At 41.0% G+C, this 22,210-nt stretch carries 20 protein-coding genes and 6 tRNA genes; 15 read left to right on the top strand and 11 right to left on the bottom strand.

Annotated elements, in window-relative coordinates; all coding sequences use genetic code 11:
- Positions 1-16 precede the first annotated feature (16 nt).
- Entirely contained in the window at positions 17-469 is a 453-nt protein-coding gene (locus L4C37_RS20470) for a DUF411 domain-containing protein (protein WP_180033746.1), read from the top strand.
- 156 nt (positions 470-625) lie between these two features.
- Here L4C37_RS20470 and L4C37_RS20465 read toward each other — a convergent pair whose 3' ends face one another.
- Together L4C37_RS20465 and L4C37_RS20460 are read right to left on the bottom strand one after the other, a co-directional pair.
- Positions 626-1,282 (bottom strand): oligogalacturonate-specific porin KdgM family protein, encoded by a 657-nt coding sequence (locus L4C37_RS20465; protein ID WP_137374845.1) that lies wholly within the window; start codon positions 1,280-1,282, stop codon positions 626-628.
- A gap of 454 nt (positions 1,283-1,736) precedes the next feature.
- The gene (locus tag L4C37_RS20460) at positions 1,737-4,391 is read right to left on the bottom strand and encodes a beta-N-acetylhexosaminidase (RefSeq protein ID WP_429769750.1); all 2,655 of its coding nucleotides are present in this window, start codon (positions 4,389-4,391) and stop codon (positions 1,737-1,739) included.
- Between the two features lie 408 nt (positions 4,392-4,799).
- On the opposite strand from L4C37_RS20460, the gene L4C37_RS20455 reads away from it, so the two are divergent.
- Entirely contained in the window at positions 4,800-5,678 is an 879-nt protein-coding gene (locus L4C37_RS20455; RefSeq protein WP_372265268.1) for a TraB/GumN family protein, read from the top strand.
- A 308-nt stretch (positions 5,679-5,986) separates the two neighbouring features.
- Here the strand turns inward: L4C37_RS20455 and L4C37_RS20450 are convergent.
- A tRNA-Pro gene (locus tag L4C37_RS20450) sits at positions 5,987-6,063 on the bottom strand.
- Between the two features lie 255 nt (positions 6,064-6,318).
- On the opposite strand from L4C37_RS20450, the gene L4C37_RS20445 reads away from it, so the two are divergent.
- The 3 genes from L4C37_RS20445 (at position 6,319) to rluF (ending at position 8,486) form a co-directional block, all read left to right on the top strand.
- A complete protein-coding gene (locus tag L4C37_RS20445) occupies positions 6,319-6,456 on the top strand; it encodes a DUF3149 domain-containing protein (RefSeq protein WP_137374848.1) in 138 nt (45 codons plus the stop codon).
- A 210-nt stretch (positions 6,457-6,666) separates the two neighbouring features.
- Positions 6,667-7,251, top strand: a complete 585-nt coding sequence (gene smrA / locus L4C37_RS20440; RefSeq protein ID WP_137374849.1) for a DNA endonuclease SmrA — start codon at positions 6,667-6,669, stop codon at positions 7,249-7,251.
- A 182-nt stretch (positions 7,252-7,433) separates the two neighbouring features.
- Positions 7,434-8,486, top strand: coding sequence for a 23S rRNA pseudouridine(2604) synthase RluF (rluF, locus tag L4C37_RS20435; RefSeq protein ID WP_273295983.1), 1,053 nt, complete (start codon positions 7,434-7,436; stop codon positions 8,484-8,486).
- Between the two features lie 140 nt (positions 8,487-8,626).
- Here rluF and ybaK read toward each other — a convergent pair whose 3' ends face one another.
- The 8 genes from ybaK to hemA form a co-directional block, all read right to left on the bottom strand.
- Positions 8,627-9,100, bottom strand: coding sequence for a Cys-tRNA(Pro) deacylase (ybaK, locus tag L4C37_RS20430; protein WP_273295982.1), 474 nt, complete (start codon positions 9,098-9,100; stop codon positions 8,627-8,629).
- Between the two features lie 179 nt (positions 9,101-9,279).
- Positions 9,280-10,941: a bifunctional UDP-sugar hydrolase/5'-nucleotidase UshA gene (gene ushA / locus L4C37_RS20425; RefSeq protein ID WP_137374852.1), complete on the bottom strand. Its 1,662-nt coding sequence runs from the start codon at positions 10,939-10,941 to the stop codon at positions 9,280-9,282.
- A 353-nt stretch (positions 10,942-11,294) separates the two neighbouring features.
- Entirely contained in the window at positions 11,295-12,146 is an 852-nt protein-coding gene (kdsA, locus tag L4C37_RS20420; protein ID WP_137374853.1) for a 3-deoxy-8-phosphooctulonate synthase, read from the bottom strand.
- A gap of 25 nt (positions 12,147-12,171) precedes the next feature.
- The gene (locus L4C37_RS20415) at positions 12,172-12,981 is read right to left on the bottom strand and encodes a SirB1 family protein (RefSeq protein ID WP_372265277.1); all 810 of its coding nucleotides are present in this window, start codon (positions 12,979-12,981) and stop codon (positions 12,172-12,174) included.
- A 6-nt stretch (positions 12,982-12,987) separates the two neighbouring features.
- A complete protein-coding gene (locus L4C37_RS20410) occupies positions 12,988-13,371 on the bottom strand; it encodes a SirB2 family protein (RefSeq protein ID WP_137374855.1) in 384 nt (127 codons plus the stop codon).
- Positions 13,372-13,439: 68 nt separating this feature from the next.
- Positions 13,440-14,312: a peptide chain release factor N(5)-glutamine methyltransferase gene (gene prmC, locus L4C37_RS20405; RefSeq protein WP_429769745.1), complete on the bottom strand. Its 873-nt coding sequence runs from the start codon at positions 14,310-14,312 to the stop codon at positions 13,440-13,442.
- Between the two features lie 4 nt (positions 14,313-14,316).
- Entirely contained in the window at positions 14,317-15,405 is a 1,089-nt protein-coding gene (gene prfA, locus L4C37_RS20400) for a peptide chain release factor 1 (protein ID WP_137374857.1), read from the bottom strand.
- Positions 15,406-15,435: 30 nt separating this feature from the next.
- Positions 15,436-16,695, bottom strand: a complete 1,260-nt coding sequence (gene hemA / locus L4C37_RS20395) for a glutamyl-tRNA reductase (protein ID WP_137374858.1) — start codon at positions 16,693-16,695, stop codon at positions 15,436-15,438.
- Between the two features lie 160 nt (positions 16,696-16,855).
- On the opposite strand from hemA, the gene lolB reads away from it, so the two are divergent.
- From lolB to L4C37_RS20345, 10 genes are all read left to right on the top strand, one after another.
- Positions 16,856-17,512, top strand: a complete 657-nt coding sequence (gene lolB / locus L4C37_RS20390) for a lipoprotein insertase outer membrane protein LolB (RefSeq protein WP_429769742.1) — start codon at positions 16,856-16,858, stop codon at positions 17,510-17,512.
- A complete protein-coding gene (gene ispE / locus L4C37_RS20385; protein WP_429769740.1) occupies positions 17,509-18,411 on the top strand; it encodes a 4-(cytidine 5'-diphospho)-2-C-methyl-D-erythritol kinase in 903 nt (300 codons plus the stop codon). Before lolB ends, ispE begins: the two co-directional genes overlap by 4 nt.
- 27 nt (positions 18,412-18,438) lie before the next feature.
- A complete protein-coding gene (locus L4C37_RS20380) occupies positions 18,439-19,383 on the top strand; it encodes a ribose-phosphate pyrophosphokinase (protein ID WP_012603389.1) in 945 nt (314 codons plus the stop codon).
- Positions 19,384-19,587: 204 nt separating this feature from the next.
- Positions 19,588-20,178 (top strand): aminoacyl-tRNA hydrolase, encoded by a 591-nt coding sequence (pth, locus tag L4C37_RS20375; protein ID WP_273297510.1) that lies wholly within the window; start codon positions 19,588-19,590, stop codon positions 20,176-20,178.
- Between the two features lie 10 nt (positions 20,179-20,188).
- Positions 20,189-21,280 carry a redox-regulated ATPase YchF gene (gene ychF, locus L4C37_RS20370; RefSeq protein WP_273297509.1) on the top strand — a complete coding sequence of 364 codons (1,092 nt, stop codon included), beginning with the start codon at positions 20,189-20,191 and terminating at the stop codon, positions 21,278-21,280.
- A gap of 282 nt (positions 21,281-21,562) precedes the next feature.
- A tRNA-Met gene (locus L4C37_RS20365) sits at positions 21,563-21,639 on the top strand.
- A 68-nt stretch (positions 21,640-21,707) separates the two neighbouring features.
- Positions 21,708-21,792: transfer RNA gene (locus tag L4C37_RS20360), tRNA-Leu, on the top strand.
- Positions 21,793-21,821: 29 nt separating this feature from the next.
- Positions 21,822-21,896 (top strand) — tRNA-Gln (locus L4C37_RS20355).
- A gap of 77 nt (positions 21,897-21,973) precedes the next feature.
- Positions 21,974-22,050, top strand: a tRNA-Met gene (locus L4C37_RS20350).
- Between the two features lie 67 nt (positions 22,051-22,117).
- Positions 22,118-22,202: transfer RNA gene (locus L4C37_RS20345), tRNA-Leu, on the top strand.
- The last annotated feature ends 8 nt before the right edge of the window (positions 22,203-22,210 follow it).

Raw genomic sequence — 22,210 nt, 5'->3', positions numbered from 1 at the left:
ACATGATTTACCTTTAATGAGGCTCACTATGAAAATTAAAGCTCTTTCAATTGCAGCGCTTGCCGTCGTTTCTCAACAGGCATTTGCGACCGATGTTCTTAATCATAAATCACCTTATTGTGGCTGCTGTACTGAGTGGACAGAACATATGAAAGAAGCAGGGTTTCACGTAAAAGAACGTTTACATGAAAATATGAATCCAATTAAGGAAAAGTTGGGTGTAACTCCTCAGCTTGCTTCTTGTCATACTGCCGAAATCAATGGGTATGTATTTGAGGGACATATTCCCGCAAAAGATATTAAAGCCTTTTTAGAGAACCCGCCACGTAATGCTAAAGGCTTAGCAGTACCAGGCATGCCAATGGGATCTCCAGGAATGGAGTATGGTGATCAGAAAGATGAGTACTCAGTGTATGCATTTAATGAACGTGGACAAACGTTTGAATACCGACTTTACCAACCAAAATAATTAAGTCTGACTCGTAGAATGTAAAAAAGTCGATAGGTCGAATTTACAAAGAAAAAAAGAGCCTAGTCAAATCTGTAATCAGGCAGATGACTAGGCTCTTTGCTTTGGACAGTAAAGCAAACTGGGTGCTTTAATTTACAGCGTTAAAACTACCGCTTAGAAGCCGTAAGATGCACCGAATACGAATGCATTGTTTTCGTTATCAGCTTGGTTACGGAATTCAAAGTAAGGTTGAACACCTTGACGAGTCCATGTTGCACGAAGCTCGTGATCCATCGTGTTATTGGCATCACTCATAACGTAAACGTTGTTGTAGCTAACCGCTAAATCTTCATTTACAGAGTAGCCAATACGGTTGTCGAAACGAGTTTGGTCGTCAGCTTTGCTGTCTTCCATTGAATGGTAACGAGTACGGTTGCTGATAGAAATACCATTATCGAAGTTGTAGCCAATCTTAACAAGTGGACGGTACTGTACTGTCTCGCCATTGTTTAGTAGATGGTGGTAACCAGCAGCAACCCATAGGTTGTCGTTGATATTGTACATCTGCTCTACACCTAGAGTGATGTATGGCGAGTTACCCATGCCGCTGTCTTGAACAGCATCATCATCGTATTTACCTAGAGAGATGCCATCGAACTCAGTCAATAACGTTGTACCAGAGTCAAACGTATGACCAGCTTCTAGAGTCGAAGATACTGATGGATCGAAATCAGAATGAAGTTGAACGTTACCTGTTACGTAAGAAGAACCAGCAAAAGCACTAGAAGCAAAAGCAAGAGAAAGTGCACTTAGAGCGATAATTTTTTTCATAATAACTGCCTTAATTTTTATTTGTAGCGGTATGTCTTCGGTAATTCATTCACCTTCACCACTTCGTTAATTAGTGCCTCCTTGGCATGCGACGCATCTTGCATTAATTAATTTGACTCACAAAATAAAACAGTAACTTTAGTGATCTTAATCACAACCAAACAAGTCTAAGATTTTTTACTCGTTAAAAATCAAATGCTTAATAGTTTTATTAAATTTACTGACAAAAACGAAACTTAATTCGCAGTGATAAAGATCACGATTAATCATAACAATTACAACTATTTCCTCTTCGACATCACATTAGATTTAGAGGTTTTTATTTTGGTCTTATTTTTTGACACGAATAATGTGATCAGCGTCACCAAGTGTGCCAGAGCAATGGGGGATATTTCTGTCTTTAAAACTAAAAAAGCCCCCCTAACTAGGGAGGCTTCGATTACAAAAAATCAGATTAACGTAACGTGGTCACTCGACTTACTCTTTCTCCACTTGCCGAAATTGAGCGAATAGAAACTTCACCACTTACTGTTGGGCGTTGCTCATCTTCATAAATTAGCCAGTTTTCACCATCAACAGAATATTGAAGTTCAACACCTGGGAACTGAACGTTCATAGCCAGTTTTCCGTCTTCAATTTTCGCTCCTGGTACAGGTAAGCGATAATCAATGCCCGCATTTTCCAATTTAGCTAATTCACGTTGACCAAGAATGCTAGCAAAGCGGTTATAGTCTGAATCAAGTCCATCTTGGTCAACTAAGTTGGTCTCTTGAGAGTACTCAACTCCAACTTTGTAGTCATTTTCCCAATCAGCTCTGTGCCATGCTCTTTCTGCAGCTGCTAATACTCGTGGGAATACCATGTATTCATATTGTTCATCGGTACGAACCGTTTCTGACCATAGCTGTGCTGATAGTCCGTAGAATGGTTTTGCCTCTATTTCACCTTTACCGGTGAAGCCATTTCCGTCACGGTCTAATGATGTTTCAGCATTTTGAGGCATGTTTTCTGGTGCGAAGCCAAACATTTTACGAGTGTCCGTTGCGCGAGTTGCCCAGTAATAGCCTCGTTCTTTCGCATCTACTTCATATGGCATATCCATGTACACATAGTCTGGGTTTGAAACGATAACGTCGTATCCCTTCTTAGACCAATCATAAACTGATGATGTGCCACCCCAGTAAAGAACATCCCAGAAGTTAACGCGGGTTGTTTCTGTTGCGAAGACTTCAGCACCCTCTTCTACGTATTTCAATCCATCTTGCCAAGCTTGGAAGTGAGGGATACCTTTATCTGCGACAATTTTCGATACTTCTTGAGCGAAGTAACCAGGTAGGTGACCAAAATCGCTCACTTCACCACTTGCCACTAGGCTTTGACACTGAGGTGATTGTGCAAAAGGTTTATCTTGTTTAGATAGGTCAATGTCCCCTTTCCACGCCACTTTTTCTTTTGAATCTAGATCTTGGAAACCAGCACCAAGTTTAATGTTTTTCGCTTCATCTCCACCGAAATGCCAAGTCGTTAATGGCATGCCAGCTTCATTATGCATAGCCGCTACTTCAGACACGACTTTGTCTACAAAGCGAGTCGACGATTCTAAACAAGGGTTAATGAAGCTCTTTTTGTCGTAAAATTGAATCGTTGTAACGTTCGAAGTATCTTGTGGATCCATCAAGCGATATTCGCTCGCCTCTGTTTCTTTCCCTTCTTCCATCAAGCGAGAGTAACGTGCTTCCATCGATACAACAGCAGATCTTGCGTGAGCTGGCATATCAATTTCTGGAATAACTTCAATTTCACGCGCTTTTGCGAATTTTAGAATCTCAACATAGTCTGCTTTGCTAAAGAATCCAGAACCGAAGTTATCAGTTGTTGGCCCTGAACCAAGCTGAGGCAGTAAGCAGCTTCTCTCATCTAAATCGAAACAACGATTTGAACCAACGTCTGTTAACTCTGGTAAATCAGGGATTTCTAAACGCCAGCCTTCATCATCTGTTAAGTGAAGGTGCAATTTGTTCATCTTATACGCCGCCATTTGATCCAACGTTGCAAGAATGGCTTCTTTTGAGTGGAAGTTACGAGCAACGTCCACCATCACACCACGGTAATCAAAGCGAGGGGCATCATTAATAGAAAGAAGTGGTAGGGACTCAACATTATCGCTATCTATCAGACCAAAGATAGATTGCACCGCATAAAACGCACCGGCTTTATCGAAGGCTTTAATCGCAATGCCATTAGCTTCAATGTTTAGTTGATAAGCGCCTGTTCTAGCAAGCTCACCAGTGAAGTCTGTAGGAACAACAGTGATTTCAACAGGTAAATCACCACTAACATTCACACCTACCACATCAGAACGGCTTTCAAGGGCTGAAAACTGCTCTTCGCTAAAGATAGCTTCTGGCAGGGCAATACCATCAGCAATACTTACAGACCCTTTACCTACCTCAACAGACATAGGGGTTGGAAGTAAAGTCGTTGTCACATCTAGTGATTTTAGATCTTCATTCTTTTCAAAGCGGGTTACTGCTGTTGCCATGACATTATTATCATCAGGAGTACGCTTTAAGTTATTGCCTTCTAGACCACGAACAAACGATGCTGTGTCTTCAGTGTTTAACGAAGCTATCATCTTGGGTTCAGTGTTAGGTGATGCAACAAAAGCCCCTGGCATAAAGTCAGTTTCAAATAACTGCCAGTACTCACTTGTAAGAGGAAGAGACACTTCTTCACCTGCGGCAAAACCATCAAACTTCTCAGTAGGTTCTAGCTTATGCAAGTCACCTGTCAGACGAGTAATTTTGAACTGCTCATTATCAACATCTAATATGAGACGGATACTGTGGAAGTAAATCGCCCAGTCTTTCGAATCAACTGCTTCACCTTGGTTAACTAACGTCATGTTTACTTTATTACAAGATGCCCATTCAGCCCCTAAGTCCTGACATTTCAGACCTTCAGTTGCGCCATGGTTAGTAATAACTTCATATTGAATATCTAGGTTATCGGCGAGTGAGTTAACAACTTGCTGCTCTGAAGTTTGTGTTGCCGCACATCCCGTCAAACCTGCAAGTACTGAAACTGCAATTAAATGTCTCTTTAACATATTTACTTACCCATAAAAGTTTAAATCTAGCGTGAAACGTAAAAGGTTCGTTTCAAAGTTGAATAAACTATAGGGTGTTATTTTTCAGCGTGAATTAAATCAACATTGAAAAGTGATCAAGTTCAAACCGTAAAAAATATAAAAACTAATTAACATTAAAAATCATTGAGTTACGATTAACGATCATTCCGTTATTTTTATTTTGACGGAATTTTTGAGATTTAAGTCACAAGAAATAAGAAGGAAGTAGTCTTTTTTTATTCAACAAGTCACTGTTGATTTTACAGAGTCGAATTCATATTGAAAATTTGCTGAATAGAATGTGAAATCACTCCCAAAAAAAACGTCAAAACTATCTCGGTAAAATAGATTTTGACGAGATCTAACTCGATTAACTAGGATGACCCCGTGCGACTACTTGCTTTATTTTCAAACCTTCTTTGTGTCATTGCTTACCTATCTGCCACCGTTTCTGCAGAACCTCTCTACTGGTCTGCGAAAAAAGACAATAAAGAATTCCTCATTTTTGGTTCTGTGCATGTGGGTAGCTCTGAAATGTACCCATTACCTAAAGCTGTCACTGAATATTTAAGTTCAAGTGATGGCTTAATACTAGAAACGGATGTCAGAAAAGAATCAGAGATTCGTTACCCTAAAAACCAAATAACAACAAAAAGCATTCTGACAGCTGAACAAAAAAGACAGCTTACGCATATTAGCCAATCGTTGAACCTCAATAGTCAACAAATGCTCAATGCTGCGCCTTGGATAACCGCATTAACCGTGCAAATAAAACGTTTTCAGCAACTTGGCTATGAGAACCAATACGGGATAGATAACTACTTAGGCATACAGGCAACACTGAATAATAAGCCGGTTCTGTCACTTGAACCTATGCAATTTCAAATTGATCTCATTAGCGGGCTTAAAAATGATGGGCAAGAGCTATTGGTCAGTGGTTTAAATGAATGGGAACATTCTGAGAGTAATACTCACTGTTTATTTGAAAGTTGGGAGTCTGGCGATAAACAGAATCTACAAGAGATGGGTGGAAGCTCTGATATGAGTGATGAAATGATCGAGCGATTTGTTTTTAAACGCAATCACGACTGGGCTAAACAATTAGACGGGAATGACTTAGTTGGTAGCAACAGCAGGCATTTAATTGTTGTAGGCACTCTTCACTTGGTTGGAGAACAAAACCTTATACTTTTGTTAAAAGATAAAGGTTTTACCGTTAGGCAATTATCGACAAGTAAAAAAGCACCTTGTGCCTTTGTCCATTAATCGCTTTTATTCATAAATGGCTTGTACCTATTAATGGCTTACATCAATTAATAGCTAGGTTACACAGCCGTAGTGAATTCGTTACGGCTAACAATCTTTTTTACACCAACAAACCCCATCAAAGCTATTTCAAATCACCCTGAGTCATCTGAATGGATATAAGTTTAAAGCCATAAAAATCAAAACCACTCAGTTTAATGCTGTTACTGCTTTGTTTTATACAAGTGAAGCTTTGTTTAGTTTAAGCAAAAAATTATTTAGCTCATACGAAAAAGGCTCTGCATAAATGCAGAGCCTTTTTCTTAATATGGTCGGTGAAGAGGGATTCGAACCCCCGACCCTCTGGTCCCAAACCAGATGCGCTACCAAGCTGCGCTATTCACCGAGATATCTAACTGGCTTATTGCCTGTCGATGGAGCGTATAATACGGATTCTGAATTTATGCGCAAGCGGTTTTCATCGTTTTTTTTAAATAAAAAATCATTCGAACAAAACTCATACAATTAAATAAAAATGTGATTAAAAACACAGCTAAGGAAACATATCTTTAACTTATGAAACAAGATTGATCCAGATCAGGGAGGTTATTGCTCCAATGAATAAACTCACATTTGTCATCTTAAACTTTGAGGTAAACACATGGACTTTTGGCTTGATCTCCTATTTGGTAACGCGGTAGGGCTATCATCAATGATAGTCATCTTTGGAGCACTTGGTCTTATGATGTTTTATGGAGGCTTCTTCATCTACAAAGTTATGACTGACACTCCTCACTAAAATCGCCAAGCCTTTATCATCCATAGTAAGAGTGGATGATAATTATTAGCTTAGCACCGGAGTTGATATTTATTGTCGCCTCCGGTTTTTTACTTTCCTCTGAATTCATAATTATTTGTCTTATTCCACTTCTTAGATTCACTTTCCTCTTTTAGCCCTATTTCATACAATAGCTTCAACATGCAACATAGCTGACTTGAGGTGAACAATATGTCTCATGATAACGATCTAGATTTATTCCAACAAATGATGGGAGATGTAAAGCGTATTGACCAAGATACCGCTGAGCATCAAAAGGTTCATCGCGTTACAGACGCACAGCTAGCGAAACGTGAAGCGGCGATGTGGCTGTCTGATGATGACCAAGATTATTTGTCTCTCGATTACTGCCCTATGATCAAACCAGACGATATCATCGAATATAAAAAAGATGGTGTACAAGACGGTGTGTACAAAAAGCTACGCTTAGGAAAGTACCCAATTCAAGCCAAATTAGATCTACACAGAAAAACGCTGAAAGATGCCAGAAATGACATTCTTTCATTTTTACGTCAATGCTTGGCAATGGATGTACGAACGGTGTTAATCGTACATGGGAAAGGTGAACGATCTAATCCACCCGCACTGATGAAAAGCTATGTCGCTAACTGGATGACTCAAATTAACGATGTACAATGTGTCCATTCTGCTCAGGCCTTCCATGGCGGTAGCGGCGCTGTGTATGTCATGCTCCGAAAAAGCAATAGCAAGAAACTAGAGAATAGAGAAAAGCACCAAAAACGTATGAGTCAGTAACCTGATAAGCCAGTGAGCTACCTTTAAAACATTTAGTTTCCTTTAAGCTAGCTAGTATCCCGAAAGATAGTTAATGCTGAACACTAGTGTTGGTGCTAAAATCACGTAATCACTAAGCAACTACCTCGTAGTTGCTTTTTATTTTCAAATAAATCCGTTGTGAAACGCTAAAAGAGAAGATCATGTCACAAGATTCCCAAGCTAAACGCCTCAATAAATTCATTAGTGAAACTGGTTTTTGCTCACGCCGTGAGGCTGACAAACTTATCGATGCTGGACGCGTCACTATCAATGGCAAAATCCCTGAAATGGGTACTAAAGTATTGCCCGGTGATGATGTAGAAATCGATAATAAACCGGTACGTTCGAAAGAGAAGCCTGTTTATATCGCTTTAAATAAACCAACAGGAATTACTTGTACAACTGAGCGCGACATCCCTGGAAATATCGTTGATTTTATTGGTCACCATAAACGTATTTTTCCTATTGGACGTTTAGATAAACCTTCTGATGGCTTGATTTTCCTAACGAATGATGGCGACATTGTTAATAAGATCCTTCGTGCTGGTAATAACCACGAAAAGGAATATGTTGTTCGTGTTGATAAGCCTATCACTGGTGAGTTTCTAAAGAAAATGGCAGCCGGTGTACCAATTTTAGATACCATCACGCTTCCTTGCCATGTTGAAAAAGAGACGAAGTTCTCCTTCCGTATCACTTTGACTCAAGGTTTGAATCGCCAAATTCGCCGTATGTGTGAAGCACTTGGCTACGAAGTATTTAAGTTGCGCCGTGTTCGTATTATGAATATTTCTTTAGACGGCATTCCTAATGGTAAGTGGCGTTATTTGAGTGATGATGAAGTCACAGAGATCCTTTCGATGTGTGGCGATTCAAGTAGTACGGAAGAAGCATCAAAACTAGATGCTAAAGGTCGCCATATTAATAAAGCAACTGATGCTAAGCTTTATGACAGCCGTGAAGAAAACCAATCTTCAACCGCGCGTCGTAATCAAAAAGAGAACCGCCCACGTACTTTCCGTGGAAACAATGCGGATGAATTCAGACATGCTCCAAATTCAAAACGCGGTCGCTCACGCACAAGCGATGAAAATAGCTCAGGGCAAAATCGTAAGAAAGAGGGAGGATGGAATTCAAACTCTCGCCCAAATCAATCAAGTTCAAATAAGCCTGCTGCAAAGCGCACTGGTGGAACGTTAAGCTTGAAGAAATAATAAAATCGAGTCGCTACTCAATACTCGTTTCTATAAACGCCGACCATAATGACTTGGTCGGCGTTTTGGTTTTGGTAAGAAGAAATGATAGATAACGCGTATATTCTTAGTTTAACTCCGTCAGTCCCCAAACATGCTAATTAAAGACATAAGCCAGAAAACTTAGCTCTGGTTAACGATGCTAAGTCGTTAGGAGTGAGTTCAATCTCTAGCCCCCTCTTCCCTGCACTCACGCAGATAGTTTCAAGTTCCTTTGCACTTTCATGAATAAATGTCGGTAATGCTTTTTTTTGCCCTAAAGGGCTAATGCCACCGACGACATACCCTGTTGTCTTTTGGGCAATATCAGGGTTAGCCATTTCTGCTTTTTTCCCGCCACCAGCTTTTGCTGCAAGTTTTAAATTCAGTTTCTGATCAACAGGAATAACCGCCACAGCCAAGTTCTTTGGCTCACCATTAAGGCAAAACAATAACGTTTTAAATACTCGCTTTGGATCTTGCCCAAGAGCTTCAACCGCCTCTAAACCATAACTATCATGGCTTGGATCATGATCATATTGATGGACTTTATGAGAAATTTTCTTCTTCTTCGCTAGGTTAATCGCCGGAGTCATTCTGAACCTATGATGAAATGGATAAATATAGAAAGGTATACGCGTCTCTTCAGCTAAATAAGCAAACTGTCTGACCAAACATGGCTAAAGAGAAAGTAACACCAATAAAAAAGCGATGCCGGAGCATCGCTTTAGTTAAATTTATCGAAATGTAATAGTCAAACTATTCTTCAATCAATTTACTTGTAAACCATTTCACCAGAAGGTGCGTACTTATTTACATCAACAGGGCTGTTTGCTTCTAGGTACTCTTTTAGTACTTCAGCATCCACAAAACCAGTATTAACGAAGCCAGGGTGACCTGTTAGTTTTGGATATCCGTCACCACCAGCAGCATTGAAGCTTGGGATAGTGAAACGGTAAGTTTCATCAAGACGTAGTTGCTTTCCGCCAATGAATACATTGGACACTTCACCATTAGCAACGGTCATTGAGATACCAGAAAATTGAGCGTAAGCGCCAGAATCAATTGGTTTAGTCGCGACTACATTGAGGTAGTCCAATACTTCTTTACCAGACATGTCTGTGTAAGTCAGGATATTAGCAAAAGGCTGAACAGTCAGTACATCTTTGTATGTTACTTCGCCACCTTCAATAGAGTCACGTACACCACCAGAGTTCATCACGCCGAAGTCAGCTTTTGCACGCTCTTTATGAGCAGTTGCAATTAAACGACCAAGGTTAGTCTGTTGGAAACGAACAACATTGCGGTCACCTTCAAGTTTACCGTTAGTGTCTGCAATTTTAACTTCTAGCTGTGCTTGACCTTGCTCTTGGAATGGGCGAAGGAATTCAAGAAGCTCTGCATCTTGTGCGATTTCTTCTTCAATAAGAACACGTTTCTTCTTACCGTCAACCTTCACTTTCTTCTTCAGGTTAACAGGGATTAAGTCGTAACTTACCATCTCTAGTTCACCGTTACGGAACTCGTAATCAGCACGACCTACATATTTACCCCATTCATGAGCTTGAACGATGTAAGTACCATTTTGTACATCAGGACGACATTCGTCACCTGGCTTAAATGTTTTGCTGATTACATTTGGAGCTTCCATACATACAGGTTCTTGTGAGTGACCACCAACGATCATATCAAGAGAGCCTTCATCTAGGTAACGGGCAAGGGCTACATCACCAGGAGCATTTACACCACGTTGACCATTTTCATAGTGACCCATGTGCGTTACAGCAAAAATAAGGTCTGGCTTTTCAGTTTCTTTAAGTTCAGCAATCAGCTCTTTTGCTTCTTCTTTCGGGTCACGGAAGTCGATGCTTCCAATAAACTCAGGGTTACCAATTTTTGCTGTATCTTCAGTCGTTAGACCAATAACAGCAATCTTGATACCTTGCTTCTCAAACATCTCGTAAGCTTGGAATTTACGTTCACCAGTGGCTTTATCGTAGATGTTAGCTGAAAGCATTGGGAAGTTAGCCCAATCAATTTGCTTATCAAGCACTTCAAGAGAGTTATCAAACTCGTGGTTACCTAATGCCATTGCATCGTAACCGATCTTGTTCATGCCTTTAAAATCAGGTTCTGCATCTTGCAGATCAGACTCAGGAACACCAGTGTTTACATCACCACCAGATAAAAGCAGTACGCTACCGCCTTCTGCACGAATTTCTGCACGAAGTTCATCAATTAGCGTTTTACGAGCAGCCATGCCGTACTCGCCATATTTATTCTGCCAAAAACGACCATGGTTATCATTCGTGTGTAGAACAGTCAATTTGTAAGTTGTGTCTTCATTCCAATCTTGAGTTGCTTGCGTTGCACAACCAGAAAGAGTGGCAAGAATAGCAGCACTTAGCGCTGTTTTTAGAATAAGGCGTTGCTTCATTGTCATACCTTTGAACTTTGTGGGATCCACTACTGAAAATTTAGGTCCATATCATGTACTTGTGACACGCTTAAAACCTGCAAAACTCGATCTAGTTTAAATTAACAAACCAAATGAGACATTAAGATTTCATGTTTATGTCGAATTGATCACCTTAATTGCCTTCATAAGCTGCAACAAACGCCAACCTTTGCATGACTCAATTCAAATGATCACAGGCAAACGTTTTACTGTGATTTCACATCACTTAGTTTTTATTGAGAAGTGACTCAATAAATAAACAGTTTCAGAGTACATCTCGACATTATAGGCACAAAAAAGCCGGCTGATATGCCGGCTAATCAAGTTCGATACTATTTGATATCGATATGGTCGAAACCTTTAATTAAATCATCCAGCGCTTTCATTTGCGCTAGGAATGGTTCTAATTTATCTAACGGTAATGCCGACGGTCCATCACAACGAGCTTGATCAGGATTAGGGTGCGCCTCGATAAATAGGCCCGCAATTCCTGTCGCTAGACCTGCTTTCGCTAACTCAACAGTTTGCTCACGACGACCACCAGAAGCTGCACCTGATGGGTCACGCATTTGCAGAGCGTGAGTCACATCAAAAATAATTGGGCTGCCATTCGATGATTTTTTCATCACACCAAATCCAAGCATATCAACTACGAGGTTGTCGTAGCCCATGCAAGCACCACGCTCACAAAGAATAATGTTGTCGTTGCCACACTCAGCAAACTTATCAACAATATTGCCGACTTGATTTGGGCTCATGAATTGAGGTTTCTTTACGTTAATCACTGCGCCTGTTTTTGCCATTGCTTCAACCAAATCAGTTTGGCGAGCAAGGAAAGCAGGAAGTTGAATCACATCCACAACATCGGCTACAGGCTGAGCTTGAGCTTCTGTATGAATATCAGTAATGATTTTAACGCCAAAAGTGTCTTTTAATTCTTGGAAAATTTTCAGACCTTCTTCCATACCAGGACCACGGTATGAATGAACAGAGCTACGGTTAGCTTTATCAAAAGATGCTTTGAATACGTAAGGGATACCCAGCTTCTCAGTCACCTTCACGTAATGTTCACAGATTTGCATTGCTAAGTCGCGAGACTCAAGCACATTCATTCCAGCAAATAGCGTAAATGGCTTATCGTTTGCGATTGGCATATCGCCAATATGAACTATTTTCTGTTCCATCTTGTTCTCTCTAAATAATTATAAATTAGTGAACGATGACTGACGTTTCATTCATTGCGTTCACTTGAGATTTCAGTAATTCAGATGCAGGGTCATCAGGGCATTGATCAATAAAGTATTGATAATCCGACGCTGCAACTTGATGGCAATCGAGCTGTTGGTAAATAAAACCACGATCGCGAATTTCATATGGATCGTCTGGTACAAACGTTAGTGCAAGATCTGTACATTTTAAAGCCAGCGTGTAGCGCTCTTCACGCAATAAAGCACTTTTTAACAACGCTAACCATTTACCGATAACCATTGGGTTGTCTGCACTTTCTAAATGCTCACTCTTCAACTTAGCCAGAGGACCATCATGCCCAATTAACCAGGCACTTAACGTTTGCACGCCAACGTATTCACCATTGAACGGGTTAATGTATACAGGAGCTTGCTCAAACCAATTTACTTTTATTAAAAACTGCGTCGGAAATGAAACACCTTCCACGGGAAATCCAAACTTACGCGCTAAGAAAAGAAAAATAGCCCCTAAGCTAACAGGAATGCCTTTACGTCGTTCCAACACTTTATCTATAAAAGCGTTCTCAGATGAGAAATACGCATCTTTGTCGCCGCTAAAACCCCACTCATGGAAAAATAAGCGTAAGAACGATTCAAATTTTTGCTGTTCACCTTGCTCATTAACCAAGGCAAACTCTGCTTCATTGAATAATCTTATTAGCTCTTGTTCAGCCCAATGATCTTGAGTTTCTGGGTTAACCGCTTTATTTAATAGAAGAGCACCTTGAGCAAGCTCTAGTTGATCAAGGTCTTCATCAAAAAATTCATACATGTGACATTAACCAAAAAAGGTAGGAGTTTTTGTGATTGCGATTTTACCCGCCATAGCTAACCAACCTAGAGCACCAAAGAATGAAAAGGTTCTAATTAGCTTGTTTTTACCAAATTTTAAAGCAAAGAATCCAAGACCAATAAATGCCATTACGCAGGTTAGTTTTTCAGTTAACCAAGGCGCCGAAGGAGTAAATGGAATAAACCCAGTAATGTAAATCAGCCCAAAACCAGACAGTAGCAATAATGAATCATTAATATGTGGAAAACGCTGCAGGAAAGGGTGTTTCAGCATAGGAGAATTCGCCATCATCAATGCGTAACGAACAGACAACAGTAAAGCACTCAAACCAACTGTTAATAAATGAAAATGTTTCAAACCTTCGTACATGGATTCCCTCTAAAACTTCCAGTTTTACTCAATGAGTAATTGTGTATGCAATTTATTATAAACTAGCCTTACGGCAAGTAACGACCTAAGGTGACCCTATCATTGCCACCATAGTCTTTTTCTGTAATCACGTCTAAATAGCCTAATGCTTGCATGATCTCTCTCACGGCAAGACCTTGGTCATAACCATGCTCAAATGCCAGCCAGCCATCATTTTCTAGAAAATTAACGGCATGTTTGGCTATATATTTAATATCGGCTAAGCCTTTTTCTTCCGCCACTAATGCAGTTATCGGTTCAAAACGAACATCGCCTTGCTCAAGGTGCGGATCGTTTTTTTCGATATATGGCGGATTTGATACAATTAAAGCAAACTTTGTACCAATAATTGTTGAGCCTTCAGATACAAGCGGTTCGAACCAACTACCTTGATAAAAATCAGCATTCTTAATGCTCAAGTTCGTCGCATTTTCCGTCGCTAGTTGCTGAGCTTCAGGGCGTAAATCAATGCCGATTACCTGTCTATTGGGCATTTCAGATGCAAGCGCAAGTGCTATAGCGCCGGTACCAGTTCCCAAATCAAGAATATTGCCATCTTTACCGTGGGTTTTATCTAACGCCACTTCCACTAAACGCTCAGTATCTGGGCGAGGGATTAATGTCGATGGAGAAACCTTTAAAGGTAAAGACCAAAATTCACGCTCACCCACAATATAAGCAACAGGTTCACCCGTTAAGCGGCGATTTAACAAAGCAAAAAATTGAGATTCTTGATCTAACGTGAGGTGCTTTTCGGGCCAGGTAAGTAGGAATGATCGTGGCTTATCTAATGCATGGCAAAGTAGTACAGCAGCATCAATTGAGGGCGATGTATTATCGCCCTCTTGAAGCTGTACGATTGCTGCCTTTAATGCACTTTCAACCGTAAATGTTGACAACATATGCTTAGTTATTTTCAGCCAGTGCAGCGAGCTGATCCGCTTGGTGCTCTTGAAGAACAGGATCTAACAAGCTTTGTAGGTCGCCTTCTAATACTTCATTCAAACGGTAAAGTGTTAAGTTGATACGGTGATCAGATACTCGACCTTGTGGGTAGTTATAAGTACGAATACGGTCACTACGATCACCAGAACCTAGTAAGTTACGGCGTGTATCCGAAATAGCAGCAGCGCGACGTTCTTCTTCAGCTTGAACGATACGAGCAGCAAGTACTGCCATCGCTTTCGCTTTGTTTTTATGTTGAGAACGCTCATCTTGACACTCTACTACTGTGCCTGTTGGTAAGTGAGTAATACGGATTGCTGAATCCGTCGTGTTAACGTGCTGACCACCCGCACCAGAAGCACGGAATGTATCGATTTTTAGGTCTGCTGATTTAATTTCTGGTAAATCCGCTTCTGGGATTTCCGGCATGATGGCAACAGTACAAGCTGAAGTATGTACTCGACCTTGAGATTCAGTTTCAGGCACACGCTGAACACGGTGACCGCCTGACTCAAACTTCATGGTGCCATATACACTTTCGCCACTAATTTTAGCGATCATTTCTTTGTAACCGCCTTGTTCAGAAGCATTACTGCTCATGACTTCGACACGCCAGCCTTTTTTCTCTGCAAATTTAGAATACATGCGGAAAAGGTTACCTGCGAAAATACCGGCTTCATCACCACCCGCACCCGCACGAATTTCTAAGAAACAGTTACGCTCATCATTCGGGTCTTTTGGCAGCAATAGAATTTGTAGATCGTCAGTCAAACGCTCAATGGCTTCTTTCGCTTCTTTGATCTCTTCTTGAGCCATTTCACGCATTTCTGCGTCATCTTCATTTGCCATATCTTCAGCAGCTTCTAAATCTTCTTGCGCTTGCTGGTAGGCCTGGAAACACATAGTCACTTCTTCTAGCTGTGAATACTCACGAGAAAGAGCACGGAATTTATCTTGATTCCCAATAACATCAGGGTCACCAAGCAGGTGTTGAACTTCTTCATAACGTTCAACAAGTGTTTCAAGCTTTACTAGAATCGAGGCGTTCATAATTTCTTATCTTGTTGGAGGTCTATAATATTATTGAGGGTCTTCAAGGCCCAAACTCTGTCTAATGACCGTTAATTTTGCAGGTTCTCCTTGCTCTGCAGCACTTTGTAGCGCACGCGTAGGAGCATGGATCAATTTATTGGTGAGCTTATTACTAAGCTCAAGTAAAACTTTTTCAGGGTCACCGCCTGCGGCAAGTGCCTGTAAACTTTTACTGAGTAATTCTTCTTTTATTTCATTTGATGATTGGCGATATTCGCGAATACTGTCTACCGCTTGTAACGATCGCATCCAGCTCATGAATGCTGCACTTTCTTCACTGACAATTGCTTCAGCCTGAATCGCTTCAACTTTACGTTGCTCTATATTGCTATCTACAATTGACTGTAGATCATCCACAGTATAGAGATAGGCATCGTTAAGATCACCAACTTGAGACTCTACATCTCGAGGAACAGCGATATCGACTAAAAGTATAGGTTGATGTTTTCTTTGTTTAAGTGCTGTTTCAACCATGCCTTTACCGATAATAGGCAAAGGGCTTGCTGTTGAACTAATAACAATATCGGCTCTAGATAAATGGTCTGGAATTTCATTTAAGCTGATGACTTCCGCTCCAAACTCTTCAGCTAATCCTAATGCACGTTCGCGAGTTCGGTTAGCAACAATCATTTTTGTACAACCATTTGCAGAAAGGTGTTTAGCAACAAGCTCTATCGTTTCTCCAGCTCCAACTAATAAAACAGTCGACTCTTCAATAGATTCAAAGATATGTTTAGCAAGCGTACAAGCTGCATAAGCCACTGAAACCGCACTTCCACCGATTTCAGTTTCAGTTCGAACCCGCTTAGCAACCGAAAACGATTTCTGGAAAAGCTTTTCCATAGCTGCGTCTACAGATTTGTGTTCACGAGAATCTGAATAGGCCTGTTTAACTTGCCCTAATATTTGAGGTTCACCCAAAACCAGTGAATCTAATCCACAAGCAACACGCATAAGATGTTTTATCGCCGCTTGTTCTTCATGGATATATAAACTTGGTTTTAATTCTTCAGGGCTCACTTGATGGAAAACCGACAACCAGTCGATCAGCTTACTTTTCGCAGCGCCTTTAACGTCACAATAAATTTCAGTTCGGTTACAGGTTGAAAGTATGACACTTCCATTTACGTGTGCATTTGCGCCAAGTTGCTCTAGAGCCCCAGATAGTTTATCTGGACCAAAAGCGACTTTTTCTCGCAATTCAACCGACGCTGTATTGTGATTGATACCTACGGCAAGCAAAGACATGTATCAGAAGTTCTCGATCAAGGATTAGAAATTAGGACGCGAATTTTACTTGATGCATGGCTCTATTTAAAGAGCAAGCGGGATTTGTTTTCCAGAGTTCGTGAGTTCAATGCTATAGTAATTGTGATTTTCCCAAAAAATTGAATAAGTTGTGAGCAAAATGGATAAGCTTCATAGAATTACTTCTCTCTTTTTCATCGCCCTATTGATGGTCGGTTGTACGTCAACTCCAGAACAACCCACTAGCGTAGAATGGCAAGCTCATTCATATCAACTATCTCAAATTCAAAGTTACCGGGCTTCAGGCAAGCTTGGTTATATCTCACCAGAGCAAAGACAAAGTTTAAATTTCACTTGGACACACTCTAAATCGAGCAGCCAACTCAGGTTGACCACTTTTCTAGGGCAAACCGCTCTCAATCTAACAGTGGATAAAAACGGTGCAAAAGTTGTTACTTATGACGACCAAGTGTTCACTCACAAAAATGCCACTATTTTAGTGAAGCAATTAACTGGGCTTCAGATTCCGGTTCAACACTTGCCGCAGTGGTTACTGGCACTACCTGAACAAGCCGATACATACCAATTAAATGCCATCACTAACACATTAGACTCTCTAACTAAGCAAGTGAATGGTGATACTTGGACAATAGATTTCAGTAAATATCAAGACATCGCACTACCGAAGAATAATCTTCAAGATGACCTCAATAGTAGTGAGCAACTACCAACAATCCCACTACCATCACGATTATCTTTCAAGCAAGACAGCAACAAGATCAACATTGTTATTTCTAAGTGGACACTCACGAAATGATTTTAAGCACAACGCATTGGCCATCCCCGGCTAAACTTAACTTATTCTTGTACATTACAGGTCGAAGAGCCAATGGCTACCATGAACTACAAACTCTTTTCCAGTTTGTAGAATTTGGTGACAATTTATCGATCACAGCTCATGACCAATCCAATGAAATTACCATCACTCCAGAAATTCCGGGAGTGGCAACTCAAGATAATCTAATTTGGAAAGCGGCAACAGCCCTTCAAGAGTTCCATCAGCAAGAAAATAGTCCAGGGTGCAGGTCTCGGGTATTAGGGGCTGATATTTCCCTTGAGAAAGTTCTTCCTATGGGTGGCGGCATTGGAGGCGGTTCTTCGAATGCTGCAACCGTGTTAGTCGCGCTTAACTATCTATGGCAACTTAAACTATCTGATGATCAACTAGCAGAAATAGGTTTGAAGCTCGGTGCTGACGTTCCTGTATTCGTTCGAGGCAATGCAGCCTTTGCTGAAGGGGTTGGAGAGCAGCTTCAACCCGCTAATCCGGATGAGAAATGGTATCTCGTAGTTAAACCTCAAGTGAGCATAGCAACTGTAGACATATTCACACATTCAGAATTAACTCGAAATACACCAAAGCGAGCGCTATCAACGCTTCTAGAGGAAGAATACGTAAACGATTGCGAAAAAATTGTGCGAATGCTGTACCCAGAGGTTGATAAGCAACTTTCATGGCTGCTACAATACGCGCCGTCGAGATTGACTGGCACTGGTTCATGCGTTTTTGCTGAATTTAATAGCAAGAAAGAAGCAGAATCGGTTCTAGGAAAACTACCTGACACTGTTTCTGCATTTATTGCCAAAGGTCGTAACACTTCACCTTTAAAAGAAACTTTGGCTGAATACCAATCAGCCCACCCACAATCTATTTAAAACTGGACGCAACCCGAGGTTTCCACCGTGCCTGATATGAAGCTATTTGCTGGTAACGCAACACCTGAACTAGCCCAACGTATTGCTGATCGTCTATACATCTCTCTTGGCGATGCTACTGTAGACCGTTTTTCTGATGGCGAAGTCGCTGTACAAATCAATGAAAACGTTCGTGGTAGTGATGTATTCCTGATTCAATCAACTTGTGCACCAACCAATGACAACCTTATGGAATTGGTGGTAATGATTGACGCAATGCGCCGTGCTTCTGCTGGCCGTATTACTGCTGTAATCCCTTACTTCGGTTATGCCCGTCAAGATCGTCGTGTACGTTCTGCTCGTGTGCCAATCACTGCAAAAGTTGTTGCAGATTTCCTTTCTAACGTTGGTGTTGACCGCGTTCTTACTATCGACTTACACGCAGAACAAATCCAAGGTTTCTTCGATGTACCTGTTGATAACATTTTCGGCACTCCAGTTCTTCTAGAAGACATGGCTAACCGTGGTCTTGAAAACCCAGTTGTGGTTTCTCCGGATCTTGGTGGTGTTGTACGTGCTCGTGCTACAGCTAAAGCGCTAGGTGATGTTGACATCGCTATCGTTGATAAGCGTCGTCCGCGTGCAAACGTTTCTGAAGTTATGAACCTAATCGGTGATGTTGAAGGTCGTGACTGCGTTATCGTTGATGACATGATCGATACTGGTGGCACACTGTGTAAAGCAGCTGAAGCGCTTAAAGAGCGCGGTGCTAAGCGTGTATTCGCTTACGCAACTCACGCTGTTTTCTCTGGAACTGCTGCAGAAAACATCCGAAACTCAGTTCTAGACCAAGTTATTGTTACTGATTCAATCAAGCTTTCTCCAGAAATGGCAGCGACAGGTAAAGTTACTGAGCTAAGCCTTTCTCGTATGCTTGCTGAAGCGATTCGCCGAATCAGCAACGAAGAATCAATCTCTGCAATGTTTAACTAATCAAAGCCTCACCACTTTGTTTTAAACATTTACAGTGAGAAAAATATTAAGCACTTCATTTATTGAAGTGCTTTTTTTATGCCTAGTGACCATTAAAATTGTTTATCCAGTAAAGAATTGTTGAGTTATTAAGCTAGCTCGCACCTTTTTAATAAACTGTGATATCATACGGCGCTTTTTGAAATACCAAGAGAGATCCTTACCTTGAGCCAACAAATAAAACTTCTCGTTGGACTGGCTAATCCAGGTCCCGAATACGCCAAAACTCGACATAATGCCGGGGCTTGGGTCGTTGAAGAATTAGCACGAGTACATAATGTTACCTTGAAAAATGAGGCTAAGTTTTTCGGTTTAACAGGTCGTATTATGGTTCATGGAGAAGATCTTCGTTTACTGATCCCAACTACATTCATGAACTTGTCAGGAAAAGCAGTTGCTGCTCTTGCTAAGTTTTATCAGATAAAACCTGAAGAAATTATGGTTGCCCACGATGAACTAGACCTCCCCCCTGGTGTTGGTAAGTTCAAAAAAGGCGGAGGTCATGGCGGACACAATGGCTTGAAAGATATCATCAGTAAACAGGGTAATAATAAAGAATTTTATCGTCTCAGGTTAGGCATTGGTCACCCTGGGCATAAAGATAAAGTTGCAGGTTATGTATTAGGAAAAGCTCCTACTAAAGAACAAGAGTGTATTGAAGCCGTCGTTGACGAATCAGTACGCAGCCTAGACATCTTATTAAAAGATGGTCTACCAAAAGCACAAAATCGCTTACATACGTTCAAAGCAGAATAAGGTTTATATCATGGGTTTTAAATGTGGCATCGTTGGTCTACCAAACGTAGGCAAGTCAACTCTGTTTAACGCACTGACTAAAGCGGGCATCGAAGCAGCAAACTTTCCGTTTTGTACTATCGAACCAAATACAGGTATCGTTCCAGTTCCGGATCTTCGTTTAGATGCATTAGCAAAAATTGTTAATCCACAAAAGATCCTTCCTACAACAATGGAATTTGTGGATATCGCTGGTCTTGTTGCTGGCGCTTCAAAAGGTGAAGGTCTAGGTAATAAATTCCTAGCAAACATCCGCGAAACTGACGCTATCGGTCACGTTGTTCGCTGCTTTGAAAATGAAAACATTGTTCACGTTTCTGGCAAAGTATCTCCAATAGAAGATATTGAAGTAATTAACCTTGAGCTGGCTCTTGCTGATTTAGACAGTTGTGAACGTGCTATTCAGCGTAATGCTAAAAAAGCAAAAGGCGGCGACAAAGACGCTAAGTTTGAAATTACCGTTCTTGAAAAGCTGTTACCTGTTTTTACAGAGGGTGGGATGGCTCGTACTGTTGAACTGGCTAAAGAAGAATTAGTAGCAATTGACTACCTAAACTTCCTAACCCTGAAACCAACAATGTACATTGCGAATGTTAGTGAAGAAGGTTTTGAAAACAACCCTTACTTAGATGCTGTTCGTGAATACGCAGAGAAAGAAAACAACGTTGTTGTTGCTGTCTGTGCTGCAATCGAATCTGAACTTTCAGAGCTCGATGATGAAGATCGCGAAGAATTCCTTGCAGATATGGGAATTGAAGAGCCAGGTCTTAACCGAGTCATCCGCTCAGGCTACGAATTACTGACGCTTCAAACTTACTTCACTGCTGGTGTAAAAGAAGTACGAGCTTGGACTATCCCAGTAGGTGCAACTGCACCTCAAGCTGCAGGTAAGATTCACACAGACTTCGAAAAAGGCTTCATCCGTGCAGAAGTTGTTGGTTTTGATCATTTCATCGAATTTAACGGTGAGAGCGGAGCAAAAGATGCAGGTAAATGGCGCTTAGAAGGTAAAGAGTACATCGTAAAAGACGGTGATGTGGTGCATTTCCGTTTCAACGTATAGTCCTTCATATAAATACCTAAAAAGGTCAACGATTACGTTGACCTTTTTTTGTTTTAATCCCCCTTTACTCTCCCTAATTGGTAAAATTAACTCTTCCAATACTCAGCTTTTTAACATAGGTTTCTGATGACAAATGCGCCTCTTTGACTAAAAAGGAATCGAACAGATGTTTATTCGTGATTTATTCAAAAAAAAAGTTGACGGGTTTCACTCAACTACGCATAATGCGCCCCGTTCACAGTAAAGCGGCAACGTTTAAAAGTGAGCAAGAAAATTAAAAATGGCTACTTAGCTCAGTTGGTTAGAGCACATCACTCATAATGATGGGGTCGCAGGTTCGAATCCCGCAGTAGCCACCATTTCCTAAGCACTTTATTTGTTATTAAACATATGTATATTAACAACAAAGAGTTTTTAGGAAAGTAAAGCGGTCGTGGCGGAATTGGTAGACGCACCAGATTTAGGTTCTGGCGCCGAGAGGTGTGAGAGTTCAAGTCTCTCCGACCGCACCATATTKAGATRTCTTARWTGATATCRYTGTTGGGCTATCGCCAAGCGGTAAGGCACTGGCTTTTGATGCCAGCATTCCCTGGTTCGAATCCAGGTAGCCCAGCCATATTATTAAGTGTAATTATCTGTCAAAAGATAATGGCATTGAAAGCAAGATTATATTATATTGTCTCGCTCTCAGATGGCTACTTAGCTCAGTTGGTTAGAGCACATCACTCATAATGATGGGGTCGCAGGTTCGAATCCCGCAGTAGCCACCATACAACGTTAYTTAGACAAACCATAAGTCTTCTTAACTATACTCTTCGCTAGAGTAAAAGCTTTGCTGCGGTCGTGGCGGAATTGGTAGACGCACCAGATTTAGGTTCTGGCGCCGAGAGGTGTGAGAGTTCAAGTCTCTCCGACCGCACCATTATTCTC

This window comes from Vibrio kagoshimensis (assembly GCF_050337535.1).
Taxonomy (GTDB): domain Bacteria; phylum Pseudomonadota; class Gammaproteobacteria; order Enterobacterales; family Vibrionaceae; genus Vibrio; species Vibrio gallaecicus.
The sequence above is the reverse complement of the archived record's forward strand: the minus strand, read 5'-3'. Positions and strand labels throughout refer to the sequence as shown.

Bases quoted from the DNA above. Each gene is read 5' to 3' on its own strand.
- L4C37_RS20465 (WP_137374845.1), bottom strand. From the start codon at position 1,282: ATGAAAAAAATTATCGCTCTAAGTGCACTTTCTCTTGCTTTTGCTTCT.
- L4C37_RS20460 (WP_429769750.1), bottom strand. From the start codon at position 4,391: ATGTTAAAGAGACATTTAATTGCAGTTTCAGTACTTGCAGGTTTGACG.
- L4C37_RS20415 (WP_372265277.1), bottom strand. From the start codon at position 12,981: ATGTATGAATTTTTTGATGAAGACCTTGATCAACTAGAGCTTGCTCAA.
- rluF (WP_273295983.1), top strand. From the start codon at position 7,434: ATGTCACAAGATTCCCAAGCTAAACGCCTCAATAAATTCATTAGTGAA.
- smrA (WP_137374849.1), top strand. From the start codon at position 6,667: ATGTCTCATGATAACGATCTAGATTTATTCCAACAAATGATGGGAGAT.
- ychF (WP_273297509.1), top strand. From the start codon at position 20,189: ATGGGTTTTAAATGTGGCATCGTTGGTCTACCAAACGTAGGCAAGTCA.
- prmC (WP_429769745.1), bottom strand. From the start codon at position 14,312: ATGTTGTCAACATTTACGGTTGAAAGTGCATTAAAGGCAGCAATCGTA.
- L4C37_RS20445 (WP_137374848.1), top strand. From the start codon at position 6,319: ATGGACTTTTGGCTTGATCTCCTATTTGGTAACGCGGTAGGGCTATCA.
- ispE (WP_429769740.1), top strand. From the start codon at position 17,509: ATGATTTTAAGCACAACGCATTGGCCATCCCCGGCTAAACTTAACTTA.
- prfA (WP_137374857.1), bottom strand. From the start codon at position 15,405: ATGAACGCCTCGATTCTAGTAAAGCTTGAAACACTTGTTGAACGTTAT.
- ushA (WP_137374852.1), bottom strand. From the start codon at position 10,941: ATGAAGCAACGCCTTATTCTAAAAACAGCGCTAAGTGCTGCTATTCTT.
- hemA (WP_137374858.1), bottom strand. From the start codon at position 16,695: ATGTCTTTGCTTGCCGTAGGTATCAATCACAATACAGCGTCGGTTGAA.
- kdsA (WP_137374853.1), bottom strand. From the start codon at position 12,146: ATGGAACAGAAAATAGTTCATATTGGCGATATGCCAATCGCAAACGAT.
- L4C37_RS20470 (WP_180033746.1), top strand. From the start codon at position 17: ATGAGGCTCACTATGAAAATTAAAGCTCTTTCAATTGCAGCGCTTGCC.
- L4C37_RS20410 (WP_137374855.1), bottom strand. From the start codon at position 13,371: ATGTACGAAGGTTTGAAACATTTTCATTTATTAACAGTTGGTTTGAGT.
- ybaK (WP_273295982.1), bottom strand. From the start codon at position 9,100: ATGACTCCGGCGATTAACCTAGCGAAGAAGAAGAAAATTTCTCATAAA.
- lolB (WP_429769742.1), top strand. From the start codon at position 16,856: ATGGATAAGCTTCATAGAATTACTTCTCTCTTTTTCATCGCCCTATTG.